Genomic DNA, 14,685 nt, shown 5'->3' on the forward strand with positions numbered 1-14,685 from the left:
TCCAAATAGAGCTTCTATTATTTTTTTAGGGAGAATAGCCCCTGCCTCTAATTTAAAATTAAATTTTATTAATTTCCCTCATATGATTTGTAGGACGTGCATATCTTTTAATAGCAAGTCCTAGGGGGGGAAGCATGAGTAGCTCATTAATCAATGAACTAATTACATTAACTATAATGGGATCTGCGCTAGGTTTAGATGCATTCTCAGTTGGGTTAGGTATGGGAGTTATCCAACTTAAATTTAAACAGATCATTAATATGGGCATTGTAATCGGGCTCTTTCATGTAATAATGCCATTATTAGGAATGATCATTGGATATGAGTTATCAGAGAATCTAGGACGATTTGCTGTATTACTCGGTGGATTCTTATTAATGGGAATAGGCTTTCACATGATCTATTCAACTTTATTTGGAAAAGAAGAAAATAAATATTCACCGACAGGAGTAGGTTTACTTCTTTTTGCATTTAGTGTAAGTGTGGACAGCTTTTCGGTTGGAATTAGTTTGGGAACATTCGGTGCTAAAACATGGCTAACCATTTTACTATTTGGTATTATCAGTACAATTTTAACTTGGGCTGGATTACTTTTAGGAAGAAGAGTAGAACAGGAACTTGGTAAATTTGGAGAACTATTAGGTGGTTCGTTCTTATTGATTTTCGGAATAAAACTATTATTTTTTTCTTAATAGATACATATGGTGAATAAGAGCTAAGGATGGAGAAAATTGGAGACAATTGCCCCATCCTTTTATTTTTTAGTAAAATAGATTAAATAGAACGTTCAGATAAATGAGGGTGAGGTATTAAGATGAAAAATATACTATTTGTTTGTACCGGAAATACATGTAGAAGCCCAATGGCAGAAGCACTATTAAGACATCATGGTAATGAATTCTATCAGGTTAAGTCTGCTGGGGTTTTTGCAATGTCAGGCGACCCTGCTTCTCAAAATGCAATATTGGCACTTAAAAATAAAGGGATAGAAACAAATCATTCCTCGCAGCAAATAAATGAAGAACTTTTAGAATGGTCTTCGAAAGTCTTATCAATGACATTGAGCCATAAACAAATGTTAGTTTCTACGTTTCCTCAGTATAAGGATAGAATCTTTACATTTTATGAATATATAAACGGTCAAGTTAAAGATATTTCTGACCCTTATGGAGGGTCATTAACAACTTATGAAAATACTTTGAGTGAATTAGAAGAGTTGGTAAAACAGATTGTACAGAAACCAAACGAATATTAATTTAATCAGTGATTGGATGTTAATTAGATACCCTAAATCTGAACATAATAGTGTAAGATAGAAATTGAAGTTATTTTAATACGAAAGAAAATTGAATCAAAGATATCGATACGGGGGTTATCTAATGAAAGTAGCAATAGCGTCTGATCATGGTGGATTAAATATACGTCAAGAAATCATGAGTTTAATGGATGAAATGGGCATTGAATACGAAGATTATGGTTGTGAGTGCGGTACATCTGTAGACTATCCTGATTACGCATTCCCAGTTGCACAAAAAGTTGCAAATGGAGAAGTAGACCGTGGAATATTAATTTGTGGAACAGGAATTGGTATGTCAATTGCCGCAAATAAAGTTGAAGGAATTCGATGTGCATTAGTACATGATACTTTCAGTGCAAAAGCAACTCGTGAACATAATGACACGAATATTCTAGCTATGGGGGAACGAGTAATCGGACCTGGTTTAGCAAGAGACATTGCAAAAATATGGTTAACGACTGAGTTTGAAGGCGGTCGACATGAAAATCGAGTAAACAAAATTAAAGACTACGAAAAAAATCATCAATTATAAAACCTAAACTAAAGCCGCTAATCCAAAACATAATGTGAAGATTATCGGCTTTTTTAATAATGAGTAATAGAATGTTAGTCAATTTAAAGAAATATTCTACGAAAGGAGCAAAATAGATGAATGAAGAATTAAGGTTAGTAGCCGGGCAAATAAAATCATTATTAAACGAGCTAAATGATCATGTAAAGTTTACAAGTGAGCATGTTTTAGTCATTGGATGTAGTACTAGTGAGGTTAGCGGACAAAGAATTGGAACTTCAGGAACAATAGAAGTAGCGGAAGTTTTATTTAATGAGATTAAGGCTTTTCAAGATGAAACAGGTGTACAATTAGCATTCCAATGCTGTGAACACTTGAACAGAGCATTAGTTGTTCAAAGGAAGACGGCAAAAAGTTTACAACTAGATGAGGTAACAGTGGTTCCAGTTCGTACTGCAGGAGGAGCTCTTGCTTCATTCGCATATAGACATTTAGATCATGCTGTAATTGTTGAACACATTAAAGCTGATGCAGGGATTGATATTGGCGATACTTTAATCGGTATGCATTTAAAGCACGTGGCAGTTCCTTTGAGAACAAGTATTAAACAAGTTGGACAAGCTCATATAACGGCGGCAAAAACTCGTCCAAAGTTGATTGGTGGTGCTCGTGCAGTTTACTCAATAGATGAAGACGTGAAATAAAGCGTTTTTTATTATAATAGAATAGTTAAATGTTAGTTATTTGAAAGATATATCTTTCATTTTCAATGCAAAACATGGTAAAATAGAAAGGAATTCGGTCGTTTTATCGAATAATATAGTAAATTTATACTAGTAATGTTCGTGTTTTACAAAAAGGGGGATATAACTGTGGAAAATTTAAAAAAGCAAGATCCATCATTGTATGAGGCAATACAGTTAGAGTTAGGTAGACAACGTACTAAAATCGAGTTAATTGCTTCTGAAAACTTTGTAAGTGAAGCAGTAATGGAAGCCCAAGGTTCAGTATTAACTAATAAATATGCTGAAGGATATCCAAGCAAACGATACTATGGCGGTTGTGAATATGTAGATATCACAGAAAACATTGCAAGAGACCGTGCAAAAGAAATTTTCGGAGCAGAACATGTAAATGTTCAACCTCATTCAGGTGCTCAAGCGAATATGGCAGTTTATTTCACTATTTTAAAACATGGTGATACAGTATTAGGTATGAATTTATCACATGGTGGACATTTAACTCACGGAAGTCCAGTAAACTTCAGTGGGGTACAATATAACTTCGTTGAGTATGGAGTAGATCCAGAAACTCAAGTAATTAACTATGAAGATGTATTAGAAAAGGCTAAAGCTCATAAGCCTAAATTAATTGTAGCTGGTGCAAGTGCTTATCCAAGAGCAATTGACTTTAAAAAATTCAGAGAAATTGCAGATGAAGTTGGAGCTTACTTAATGGTTGATATGGCACATATCGCTGGTTTAGTAGCAACAGGTCTTCATCAAAATCCAGTTCCATATGCTGATTTTGTTACAACAACTACTCATAAAACATTACGCGGACCACGTGGTGGTATGATTTTATGTAAAGAAGAATTCGCAAAAGCGATTGATAAATCAATCTTCCCTGGAATTCAAGGTGGGCCATTAATGCACGTAATTGCAGCAAAAGCTGTAGCATTTGGTGAAGCATTACAAGAAGATTTTAAAAAGTATGCACAAGCTATCATCGAAAACGCTGCTCGTTTAGCAGAAGGCTTGAAATCTCACGGCTTAAATTTAGTATCTGGTGGCACAGATAATCACTTAATTTTAATTGATGTTCGTTCATTAGAGTTAACAGGTAAAGTTGCTGAGCACGTATTAGATGAGGTTGGTATTACATGTAACAAAAATACAATTCCATTTGATCCAGCAAGCCCATTTGTAACAAGTGGTATCCGTATCGGTACAGCTGCTGTAACTTCAAGAGGATTTACTTTAGAAGATATGGATGAAATTGCATCAATCATTGCTGAGACATTAAAAAACCACGAAAATCAAGAAGTACTAGAAGCATCTCGTAATCGAGTTAATGCTTTATCTAGCAAATACGAATTATATCCTACATTTTAATAAATAAAGTATAAAGTAAGCTATCTTTAGAACTGTATTTTCAATTGCTGATATCATTGAAGGTGCAGTAATACTAAAGATAGCTTTATTTTTTAAAAGGTTTGTGATATAGTTCACAAAATGTTCATTTAAACTTGTGAAAAACTTCACATTATGAATTCGAAATAGAGTACAATAACTCATGTAAACAGCAATTAAAAATTATTCCATACGGAGGCAAAAATTATGTTTATTAATTTTTTAAGAACTAATAAAATTGCATCTGGTTTCTTAACTATTATTCGTCTTTATTTAGGTTATGAGTGGATCCATGCAGGTTGGGGTAAGTTATCAGCTGGCGGATTCGATGCTTCAGGATTTTTAGGATTTGCAGTTAAAAGTGCCACAGGTGAACATCCAGCGGTTCAAAGCTGGTGGGCAGACTTCCTTACAAACTTTGCAATACCAAACATCGATTTATTTAACTTTTTAGTACCTATTGGAGAATTCGCAATCGGACTTGGACTTATTCTTGGATGTTTTACAAAAACAGCAATGTTCTTTGGTTTAATGATGAACTTCGCATTTATGTTTAGTGGCACAACTAGTACAAATCCACAAATGGTATTACTAGGAATCTTTATTATAATTGCTGGTTCAAATGCAGGACGTATCGGATTGGATCATTATATTAGCAAGTTTATTAATAGAAAAACTTCTTTCGCTCCAAAAGCACCAGATCATAATTTAAGTAAAGTATCTTAACTATACACACCAAAGAGGGAACCATTTGGTTCTCTCTTTGCGTATAAGATAAAAACTTAACTTCTCTAACTCATTTTAATGAGGAAGAGGAGTTTTTTATTCAAAATGGGTCAAAATAGCAATTAGATTAGTAAAAAAAGGAAATATTGAAGTTTGTATGTAAAAAAGTTCTAAATTAATTCTAAGCGATTGTATGATGTGGCTTGAATTATTTAACCGCTTTCGGTATTCTTTTTAAGAATAATAAATTACTAAGTATTTGCAAGGAGCGATAAAAGTGAGTAAAGTATACGTTTTTGATCATCCGTTAATTCAGCATAAAGTTTCTTTAATTCGTAGAAAAGACACTGGAACAAAAGAATTTCGTGCACTAGTTGATGAGGTTGCAGGCTTAATGGCATTTGAAATCACACGAGATCTACCACTACAGGAAGTGGAAATCGAAACACCAGTAGCTACTGCAAAGGCAAAAGTTATTGCTGGTAAAAAATTAGGGATTGTACCAATTCTACGTGCAGGTCTAGGAATGGTTGATGGCTTCCTTCAATTAGTTCCTGCAGCTAAAGTTGGACACGTTGGATTATACCGCGATCCTGAGACTTTAAAACCGGTTGAATATTACGTTAAACTTCCTACGGATGTAGAAGAGCGTGACTTCATTGTGATTGATCCAATGCTTGCGACAGGTGGATCAGCAGTTGAAGCAATCAACTCTTTAAAAACACGTGGTGCTAAAAATATTAAGTTTATGTGCTTAATTGCAGCTCCAGAAGGTGTTGAAGTTTTACAAAAAGCACACCCAGATGTGGACATTTACATAGCTGCCCTTGATGAAAAATTAAACGATCATGGTTATATTGTTCCGGGTCTTGGTGACGCTGGAGATCGTTTATTCGGTACAAAGTAATTACATTTTAAAAGCTTTCCTAGCATAGGAGAGCTTTTTTTCACATTAAGAAAGTATAAATTGGCAGCGAGGTAGCTTACTCGACGTAGTCGCCAATTTTAGGAATTAAGTATAAGTGCAACTACGCCTCTGCCTTCGCCTAAAAGGCTCGTCAGTCGACGAGTTTTCTTTAAATTAAAAGGGGTATAATAATTAAAAATTTGAACGTGAAATAAGGATTGGTAAGTTAAAGGGGATTAGGGAATGTCACTCGAAAAACAAAGGTTAATAATAGATGCTGCAAGACTTTACTATGATTCTGACTTTAGTCAACAAGAGATCGCGACACAATTAGGAATCTCTCGTCCAACTGTATCAAGATTACTCCAACAAGCAAAGGAATTGGGTTATGTACGCATTGAAATTATTGACCCCCTAGAAGGCAATCAAGATTTAGCCCGTGAGTTAAAAAAGAAATATAGTTTACAATCTGTTGAGGTTTGCTATTCACCAATTGATGACTACAATGAAGTTTTGCAAACAATCACCAAAAAGGCTGCGGATGTGTTAGTAGATTTAGTCCATGATGGTGACGTTGTAGGAGTAACTTGGGGAACAACAATGTATCATATTGCAACAAAGTTAAGTAATAAACAAGTAAAGGGTGTAGAAGTAATTCAGCTAAATGGTGGAGTAAGTTACTCTAAAACGAATACTTATGCATCTGAAACGGTAAATTTGTTTGCCGAAGCATTTAACACCGTTCCAAGATATTTACCATTACCAGTTATATTTGATAATCCGCAAGTAAAACAAATGGTCGAGGAAGATCGCCATATTGGTCGATTAATCGAATTGGGAAAACAATCAAATGTCGCAATTTTTACTGTAGGAACTGTTAAAAAAGATGCCCTGCTATTTAGAGTTGGCTACTTAAACGAGAAGGAAGAGACAGATTTACAAACATTTGCTGTAGGAGATATTTGCTCACGCTTTTTTGATAAAGAAGGAAATATTTATTCTGAACTTCTTGATCGAAGAACGATTGGAATTGAGTTAGATGAGCTAAGAAGTAAAGAAAAGTCTATTTTAGTCGCAGGTGGAGAAAGAAAAATAAACGCTATTCACGGTGCTTTAATGGGTAAATATGCAAACATATTAATAACCGATCAATTTACTGCAAAAAGATTGCTAGCGCAAGGATAAGAATGGGAGGGGTAAAGTTATGAAAAGACTTTGCCCTTCCCTATGTCATGTATCCAACTAGTAACTCTTAAAAAAGAGGGTGTCACAATAGTGGATATCCTCGAAATCAGATATTTTTACAATTAAAAAGGAGGAGTCTTTTGTGTCAGTTAACCTGACTTAGGAGACAGCCCCTTTTTTATTTTGATAGGAAAAATTATCTTTGAACATAAGTTCAATTTGTATTTTACAAAATTTCACGGCGGTGTTATAGTAAAGACATATTTAAAGTAACTTAGTAAATAAACATTTATTTAAAATAAAACCATTAAGGGAGCGACTATATATGAATTACGCAAATTTAGTAGATCACACATTATTACGAGCTGACGCAAAAAGAGAGGAAATTGCAAAACTAGCTGAAGAAGCAAAAGAGTTTAGCTTTGCATCAGTTTGTATCAATCCTACATGGGTTTCTTATGCAAGTGAATTATTAAAGGATTCTTCTGTAAAGGTTTGTACGGTAATTGGTTTCCCTCTAGGAGCAAACACTCCAGAAGTAAAAGCATTCGAAACTACAAACGCAATTGAAAATGGTGCTGAGGAAGTTGATATGGTTATCAATATTTCTGCATTAAAAGAAAAAAATGACGAATTAGTTGAAAGAGATGTACGTGCGGTTGTTGAAGCTGCTAAAGGTAAAGCTTTAGTAAAAGTAATTATTGAGACTTGTCTTTTAACTGATGAAGAAAAAGTTAGAGCGTGTGAATTATCAGTAAAAGCTGGTGCTGACTTTGTAAAAACATCAACAGGATTTTCAACTGGTGGAGCAACAGTAGAAGACGTTGCATTAATGCGTAAAACTGTTGGAGAAAACGTAGGCGTTAAAGCTTCTGGTGGTGTTCGTAACTTAAAAGACGTAGAAAATGTAGTGGCTGCTGGTGCAAACCGTATCGGAACAAGTTCAGGTGTTAAAATCGTTCAAGGTGAAGAAGCAAACACAGCTTATTAATTTCAAAATAATTTTAAAATAAAAAAAAGTGAGTGAGTTATTGCTCTTTAGCTCTTACGTTGGTAATATGGTAAGGCGAAGACAAAACTCACACACTTTAATAAAGAATTACCTAACAATTCGTTAAAGGGTGATAAATATGAATACACAATCATTAATCAATGAAGCTTTAAAGGCTCGTGAAAACGCATACGCTCCTTACTCTAAATTTAAAGTAGGTGCAGCAATTTTATTGAATAACCAAACGGTCTACACAGGTTGTAACGTAGAAAATGCTTCTTATGGACTAACAAATTGTGCAGAAAGAACTGCTATATTTAGTGCGGTCGCTGCGGGTAACGGTTCAGCAAAGATCGAATCAATCGCAATAGTAGGGGACACTGAAGGACCAATTTCACCATGTGGTGCATGTAGACAAGTAATCGCAGAATTTAGTGATGAAAATACAAAAGTTTACTTAACCAACTTAAAAGGTGACATCGCTGAAACAACTGTTAAGGAATTACTTCCTGGATCATTTAGTTCAAAAGATTTACAAGGTTAATCCTTGTCTGACATCCAACTTCTATATGATGTCTGACATCCAACAAATAAAAAGTTGTGTTCGTTTTGAAAGCGCTTATATTATATAAAAATAAACTTATTGGATTTTCGGGGGAGAAACATGAAATATATTATTGCTCTTATTGGACTTCTAGTTGTTTTCGGTCTTGCTTTCATCGCTAGTAGTGATCGTAAAAACATTAAATACCGTCCAATTTTAATCATGGTGGTTATTCAAATCATTTTAGCTTTCTTATTATTAAACACAGAAGTAGGTTTAGTTTTAATTAAAGGTATTTCAAATGGATTTGGAAAGTTATTAGAATATGCTGGTGAGGGTGTAGATTTCGTATTTGGCGGAATGGCAAATAAAGGTGCATTTCCTTTCTTCACAGGTGTACTATTACCAATCGTATTTATTTCAGCTTTAATTGGTATTTTACAGTTTACAAAGATTTTACCATTTGTCATCAAATACATTGGTGTAATTTTAAGTAAAATTAATGGTATGGGTAAATTAGAGTCTTATAATGCCGTAGCTTCTGCAATTTTAGGACAATCTGAAGTATTTATTTCAGTAAAAAAACAACTTGGTCATTTACCTAAAAATCGTTTATATACTCTTTGTGCATCAGCGATGTCAACAGTATCTATGTCAATCGTAGGTGCATATATGACAATGGTTGAGCCAAAATACGTAGTAACAGCAATTGTTTTGAACTTATTTGGTGGATTTATTATTTCATCAATCATCAATCCGTATACGGTTTCAGCTGAAGAGGATATCTTAACAGTACAAGAAGAAGAAAAGCAAACATTCTTCGAAATGCTTGGTGAGTATATTTTAGATGGTTTCAAAGTAGCAATCATCGTTGCAGCAATGTTAATTGGATTTGTTGCATTAATTGGTGGAATCAATAATGTTTTTGATATGATTTTTGGAATCTCATTCCAAGGGATTTTAGGTTATGTATTTGCTCCATTCGCATTCATAATGGGCGTACCATTTAAAGAAACGGTTGATGCGGGTAGTATTATGGCAACAAAACTTGTTTCAAATGAGTTCGTTGCGATGATGGATTTAGCAAAACAAGGTAAAGAATTCTCAACTCGTACATTAGGAATTGTATCAGTATTCCTTGTATCATTTGCTAACTTCTCATCAATTGGTATTATTGCAGGAGCAGTTAAAGGTTTACATGAGAAACAAGGTAATGTTGTCGCTCGTTTCGGTTTAAAATTATTATTTGGTGCAACATTAGTAAGTGTTTTAACGGCAATTATCGTAGGGATCGTTTTAAAATAATTTAATCCAAGCGTTTGACTTTGATCAGGCGCTTGTATTTTTTTCTAATTCTTAAAGTAGGAGGGTTGAGTTAAAAAGTGAATTTTTAACAATTTTCTTTTTAACAAGTCACTATGGGATCTGTAGGTTTACTTTTATCTGGTGCAACTCTGTTTTTAAATAGTCTTGTTTTATTAAATAAAGCGAATGCTAAAAGTGCAGCTTTATTAAACTTATTTGTAGGTACATTACAAATCGTTTTTCCTATTTACTTATTAATGCATTTAGGTGCTGGTAAGTGGGAATTATTTAATACGGCAAGCATTTTCTTTTTTGGTATAACTTATTTATATAATGGATTTACAAATCTTAAAGGTTTTAATGGAACTGGCTTAGGTTGGTTCTCACTTTGGGTATCCATCATGTCTGTACTTTGGGCTTTCGTGAATTTTGCTATTATTCATGATGTTGTAAGCGGACTATTATGGGTTATGTGGGCATATTTATGGTATCTATTTTTTGCTGGTCTAGTATTAGGTAAGAAAATAGAACGATACACAGGTATTGTTGCAATGATTCAATCTTGGACTACAATTACTCTTCCTGCATTTTTTATGCTTTTAGGGATTTGGCAGGAGACAGTAATTTCAAATGCATGGATCGTAGTTTTAGGAGCATCAATATTGTATTTTGTCATACATGAGGTTAAAGCGTACGTTACAAATAAAAAATTCCAGTTGTTTAACCAACCTGAATTAAAAAACTAATGATAATACAAAAAGACTAACTTTTTAGGGAAGCTTAATGCTTTACCTAGAGTTAGTCTTTTTTTATTTTGAAAACTTTGTAGGTTCTAGAGAAAATTACCTTTTTATACATGAATGAACGATTAGTGAGAAAGCTAAAAAGAAAATATCTTATATAAAGGAGAACCTGCATTGAATGAAAAATTACTTTCTTAAAATAATTATTTGTTTAGTTTTTTTACTATTTCCGTTTAAAGATGTTTATGTAAATGCACATGAACAACAAAAACAAGTAGCTTTAATTTCGATTAAAGACGGAATGATTACACAGGCCATAAAATATATTGGTGACCGTTTCCCAAATGTAACCGTAAGGCAACAATACACTGAGACGTACTATGGTTTTTCAGTATCGGGTTCTCTTGAAGAGTTATCACAGTTAGCTAAAATGCCGTTAGTAAAGGATATGCATTTTGTTACAACTTATAGAGCTCATTTAGAAGATAGCATCCCTTTTATTGGAGCGGACGAAGCTCAATTATATAAGGATCAAAGGGGAAGAAAGATTACTGGTGAAGGCGTTAAGGTAGGAGTAATCGATACTGGTGTAGATTACAGACATCCTGATTTGAAAGCAAATTATGGTGGCGGTTACGATACGATTGATTTAGATAAAGACCCAATGGAAACTAAGCTTGAAGAAAAAAGTACATTTCATGGTACCCATGTAGCTGGTGTAATAGCGGCTAATGGAAAAAGAAAAGGCGTTGCCCCTAAGGCAAAAATCTATGCATACCGTGCTCTTGGCCCTGGTGGCGTTGGTACATCTGAAACTGTTATGGCTGCAATTGAGCGAGCAGTGAAGGACAAAGTAGATATTATTAATTTATCACTAGGTAATGATGTGAACGGTCCAGACTGGCCGACAAGTATTGCATTAGATAAGGCAGTAGAGAAGGGTGTACTTGCAATTACGGCTGCAGGAAACTCTGGACCAGGACTATGGACTGTTGGTTCTCCCGCAACTGCTTCAAAGGCTTTAACAGTGGGTGCGAGCTATCCACCTGTTCTTTTCCCATCTATACACGTGAAAAATAAGGAGACAATTATTAGTCCTATGATTGGATCTGCTAAATGGAGCAAAGGTTTAAATGGGCGATTTGTATTTAAGAAATATGGGGAAAAACGCGATTTAAAAAGAGTAAAAGACAAAATTGTCTTGCTTGAAAGGGGAAAAATCACATTCACTGATAAAGTGAAAAATGCTCAAGATGCTGGTGCTAAGGCTGTTATTGTCTTCAATAATATTGATGGAAATTTCATCGGACAAATTAAAGGGAAATTTACTGTTCCAGCTGCGACTATTTCAAGAAAAGAAGGCTTAATGATTAAGAAAATCATTGAAAAAAGTAAAGTGGAAGCTAAAACTGGACATGAAAAGAAGGTTGATATTCTAGCGGATTTCAGCTCTAGAGGACCGGTAACAGGTACTTGGCAAATGAAGCCGGATTTATTAGCTCCAGGTGTACAAATAAAAAGTACAATTCCAGGTGGATATTTAGCACTTCAAGGAACGAGTATGGCAAGTCCACATGTTGCTGGGGCAGCTGCACTAGTAAAACAATTGCACCCAGATTGGAGTATGGACGATTTAAAAAGTGTGCTAGTCAATACAGCAACACCATTATATAAGAATAATAAAAAGATGTATCATGCGTACGAACAAGGGGCTGGAAGATTAGATATTGAAAAAGCACTAGAGACTGAGACAACATTATTCCCGACGTCTTTATCTTTAGGAGTAACTAGAAAAACAGATTTACAAATAAAGAAAGATTTTGTAGTAAAAATATCTAATAAATCAAATATGCCAAAACAAGTTACAGCTATAAATAATCAGCCAGCCACTGGAATACAATGGGTATTACCTAAGCCTTTTACAATCCCAGCGCACACTAGCAAAAAGATTAGTCTTACTGCAACAGTTGATACGAAAGTATTAAGAGATGGATTTTATGATGGGGCAATTACGTTCAGTACAAATGATGATGAAAATCTAAGAATGCCATTTTTATTACTACAAGGAGAACCGAACTTTCCGTCAGTAATGGGATTTCACTTTGGAAGAGTAAAAGGTAAAAATCGCTATAAATATGAACTCTATTTACCAAGTAAGGTTGAGGAATACAAAATCGCTGTTTTTGAATCAGAAACATTCCGTTTGTTAGGTGTAATTGATGAACAGGAGAATAGTAAAAGGGGGATTATCAAGAAGGAACTAGTTTTAAAAGATTTTCCTAAAAGTGGAATTTATAAGTTTGTGATCTTTTATAAACGTAAACAATATGAAAGTGCAACTGAATCTTACATCAATGTCGCTAAAATTTATGTAGAAGACTAAAAATTGGTAAGTAATTTTTAATAGTTTTTTAATTTAGGTAATTGACACTTTTTTGTAACATATTGTATGCTTAACAGGAATGTTTAAAAGGGTTTTCATCGAATGTAAATACTATGTTATTAAAATTTTTTGAACGTTTTGTGAACAATTTGTGAACGTTTTCAATGTTTAGAGATTTTAGCAAATATTTGTTGTAGAATTAACCATGATAAGACTTTTGGCAATTTTTTGGAGAATGAAAATTGACATGGAGGGATTTTGTATGAAAAACAACAATCAACATCCTCTTAAAGCAATGGCACTCATGTCTTCCATTCTAGCTCAGCTTGTCGGTTCTATTCTCATAGGCATCTTTCTAGGAAGATGGATTGATTCATTTTTTAATTGGCCAGTACCAGTATTTATGATCATCTTTTTACTGTTAGGATTATTTACTGGAATCTACGGCACGCTTAAATTAGTTAAGCAATTCACACCAGGGGACTAGTTACATGCAAAAAGATAATTTTAGACGATTCACACGAGATATGTTGTATATCATTTCTTTAGCTGTTTTGGGTTGGGCATTTACCGACTATAAAACAATATTCACAGGCTATATTCTCGGAACAGTAACTAGCTTTTATTGTATATGGATTCTACACAGAAAGATAAATACCTTCTTTGACCGAGTTTTAAAGCAACAAAAAGTTCGTTCTTTAGGTACTGTAATTTGTCTTTCAGCGGTGGCTCTAGCTATGGTCATCGCGCTTCGGTATGAAAATTTTGTGAGCATACCGGCACTAACTGCGGGACTAATGACAGGACATCTTGTCATTATGATACATTTTGCATTACAACAAACGTCTTTTGCAAGGAAGAGAGGTGAATAAATTGGAACACGGCACTTATAATTATCATTTTCTTGGTTTAGATTTTACGTTAACAAATGTTCTGATGACTACCATTGCTGCAGTAATCGTTTTTATCATCGCAGTTACATGTTCAAGAAGTCTGCAATTACGCCCAACAGGTAAGCAAAACTTTTTAGAATGGGTTGTAGATTTCGTTAAAAACATTATTGGAAGTACAATGGATTGGGAAACTGGTGGTCGCTTCCTTACATTAGGTGTGACATTGCTGATGTACATATTTGTATCAAATATGTTAGGTCTTCCTTTCGATATTTCAGTCGATGGAAAGTCTGTTTGGAAATCACCTACATCTGACCCAGTTATTACGTTATCGTTAGCAATCTTTATTGTTGGTTTATCACATTATTATGGTATTAAAATGAGAGGCTTTAAGGCTTATGGAAAAGGATTTTTCCAGCCAATGGGATTCTTATTTCCACTAAAGATTATTGAGGAATTAGCAAACACATTAACGCTAGGTCTTCGTCTTTATGGAAACATTTTTGCGGGTGAGATCTTACTAGGATTACTTGCAACTATGGGAACACATGCTTATGCAACAAGTGCAGGAGAAGGTATCCTTTGGACAATCGCAGCAGCAATACCAATGCTAGTATGGCAAGGTTTCTCTGTATTCGTAGGTTCAATCCAAGCGTTTATCTTCGTAATGTTAACAATGGTATACTTGTCACATAAAGTGGCGGACGAGCATTAATCTGCTCATTAAGTAGTTAGTTAAAAATTATTATAAAAAATATATTTCTTATTTATAAGAAGGAGGAAATTTAAAATGGCTTTAATCGCAGCGGCAATCGCAATAGGTTTAGGTGCACTAGGTGCAGGTATTGGTAACGGTTTAATTGTATCACGTACAGTAGAAGGTGTTGCTCGTCAACCAGAATTACGTTCAACTCTTCAAACTTTAATGTTCATCGGGGTTGCATTAGTTGAGGCACTTCCAATCATCGCAGTAGTTATCGCATTCATGGCATTTGGTAAAGCTTAAGATTATACAAATTATTAAAAAATGGCGAGGTTTGTGTTCACATTTACTTCGCCATTCCTTTA

17 protein-coding genes are annotated in these 14,685 nt (G+C 34.4%); all 17 read left to right on the plus strand.

Annotated features, from left to right (window positions below; translation table 11 throughout):
- Positions 1-134 precede the first annotated feature (134 nt).
- The 17 genes from EP747_RS09645 to atpE all read left to right on the plus strand — a co-directional run bounded on the left by EP747_RS09645 (position 135) and on the right by atpE (position 14,623).
- Complete coding sequence (locus EP747_RS09645; RefSeq protein WP_129689685.1) at positions 135-692, plus strand: manganese efflux pump MntP family protein; 558 nt, start codon at positions 135-137, stop codon at positions 690-692.
- Positions 693-814: 122 nt separating this feature from the next.
- A complete protein-coding gene (locus EP747_RS09650; RefSeq protein ID WP_129689686.1) occupies positions 815-1,255 on the plus strand; it encodes a low molecular weight protein arginine phosphatase in 441 nt (146 codons plus the stop codon).
- Between the two features lie 124 nt (positions 1,256-1,379).
- A complete protein-coding gene (gene rpiB, locus EP747_RS09655) occupies positions 1,380-1,829 on the plus strand; it encodes a ribose 5-phosphate isomerase B (protein WP_129689687.1) in 450 nt (149 codons plus the stop codon).
- A 116-nt stretch (positions 1,830-1,945) separates the two neighbouring features.
- Positions 1,946-2,512 (plus strand): TIGR01440 family protein, encoded by a 567-nt coding sequence (locus EP747_RS09660; RefSeq protein WP_129689688.1) that lies wholly within the window; start codon positions 1,946-1,948, stop codon positions 2,510-2,512.
- A gap of 168 nt (positions 2,513-2,680) precedes the next feature.
- Positions 2,681-3,922 (plus strand): serine hydroxymethyltransferase, encoded by a 1,242-nt coding sequence (gene glyA, locus EP747_RS09665; protein ID WP_129689689.1) that lies wholly within the window; start codon positions 2,681-2,683, stop codon positions 3,920-3,922.
- A gap of 225 nt (positions 3,923-4,147) precedes the next feature.
- Positions 4,148-4,666 (plus strand): DoxX family protein, encoded by a 519-nt coding sequence (locus EP747_RS09670; RefSeq protein ID WP_129689690.1) that lies wholly within the window; start codon positions 4,148-4,150, stop codon positions 4,664-4,666.
- A gap of 277 nt (positions 4,667-4,943) precedes the next feature.
- A complete protein-coding gene (gene upp, locus EP747_RS09675) occupies positions 4,944-5,573 on the plus strand; it encodes a uracil phosphoribosyltransferase (protein ID WP_129689691.1) in 630 nt (209 codons plus the stop codon).
- Between the two features lie 243 nt (positions 5,574-5,816).
- Positions 5,817-6,758 carry a sugar-binding transcriptional regulator gene (locus EP747_RS09680; protein ID WP_129689692.1) on the plus strand — a complete coding sequence of 314 codons (942 nt, stop codon included), beginning with the start codon at positions 5,817-5,819 and terminating at the stop codon, positions 6,756-6,758.
- 325 nt (positions 6,759-7,083) lie between these two features.
- Complete coding sequence (gene deoC, locus EP747_RS09685; RefSeq protein ID WP_114345152.1) at positions 7,084-7,749, plus strand: deoxyribose-phosphate aldolase; 666 nt, start codon at positions 7,084-7,086, stop codon at positions 7,747-7,749.
- 139 nt (positions 7,750-7,888) lie between these two features.
- A complete protein-coding gene (locus EP747_RS09690; RefSeq protein ID WP_069033737.1) occupies positions 7,889-8,293 on the plus strand; it encodes a cytidine deaminase in 405 nt (134 codons plus the stop codon).
- A gap of 120 nt (positions 8,294-8,413) precedes the next feature.
- Positions 8,414-9,598, plus strand: coding sequence for a NupC/NupG family nucleoside CNT transporter (locus EP747_RS09695; protein ID WP_129689693.1), 1,185 nt, complete (start codon positions 8,414-8,416; stop codon positions 9,596-9,598).
- A 113-nt stretch (positions 9,599-9,711) separates the two neighbouring features.
- Complete coding sequence (locus EP747_RS09700) at positions 9,712-10,344, plus strand: AmiS/UreI family transporter (RefSeq protein WP_129689694.1); 633 nt, start codon at positions 9,712-9,714, stop codon at positions 10,342-10,344.
- 175 nt (positions 10,345-10,519) lie between these two features.
- Positions 10,520-12,724: a S8 family serine peptidase gene (locus tag EP747_RS25085; RefSeq protein WP_129689695.1), complete on the plus strand. Its 2,205-nt coding sequence runs from the start codon at positions 10,520-10,522 to the stop codon at positions 12,722-12,724.
- A gap of 262 nt (positions 12,725-12,986) precedes the next feature.
- Positions 12,987-13,211: an AtpZ/AtpI family protein gene (locus tag EP747_RS09710; protein WP_025568596.1), complete on the plus strand. Its 225-nt coding sequence runs from the start codon at positions 12,987-12,989 to the stop codon at positions 13,209-13,211.
- A 40-nt stretch (positions 13,212-13,251) separates the two neighbouring features.
- Positions 13,252-13,596, plus strand: coding sequence for an ATP synthase subunit I (locus tag EP747_RS09715; protein WP_165346955.1), 345 nt, complete (start codon positions 13,252-13,254; stop codon positions 13,594-13,596).
- Position 13,597: 1 nt separating this feature from the next.
- Entirely contained in the window at positions 13,598-14,332 is a 735-nt protein-coding gene (atpB, locus tag EP747_RS09720; protein ID WP_129689696.1) for a F0F1 ATP synthase subunit A, read from the plus strand.
- 75 nt (positions 14,333-14,407) lie between these two features.
- The gene (gene atpE / locus EP747_RS09725; protein WP_025568599.1) at positions 14,408-14,623 is read left to right on the plus strand and encodes a F0F1 ATP synthase subunit C; all 216 of its coding nucleotides are present in this window, start codon (positions 14,408-14,410) and stop codon (positions 14,621-14,623) included.
- Positions 14,624-14,685: the final 62 nt, after the last annotated feature.

The organism is Gottfriedia acidiceleris, assembly GCF_004138285.1.
In the GTDB taxonomy this organism is placed as follows: Bacteria; Bacillota; Bacilli; order Bacillales; family Bacillaceae_G; genus Gottfriedia; species Gottfriedia acidiceleris_A.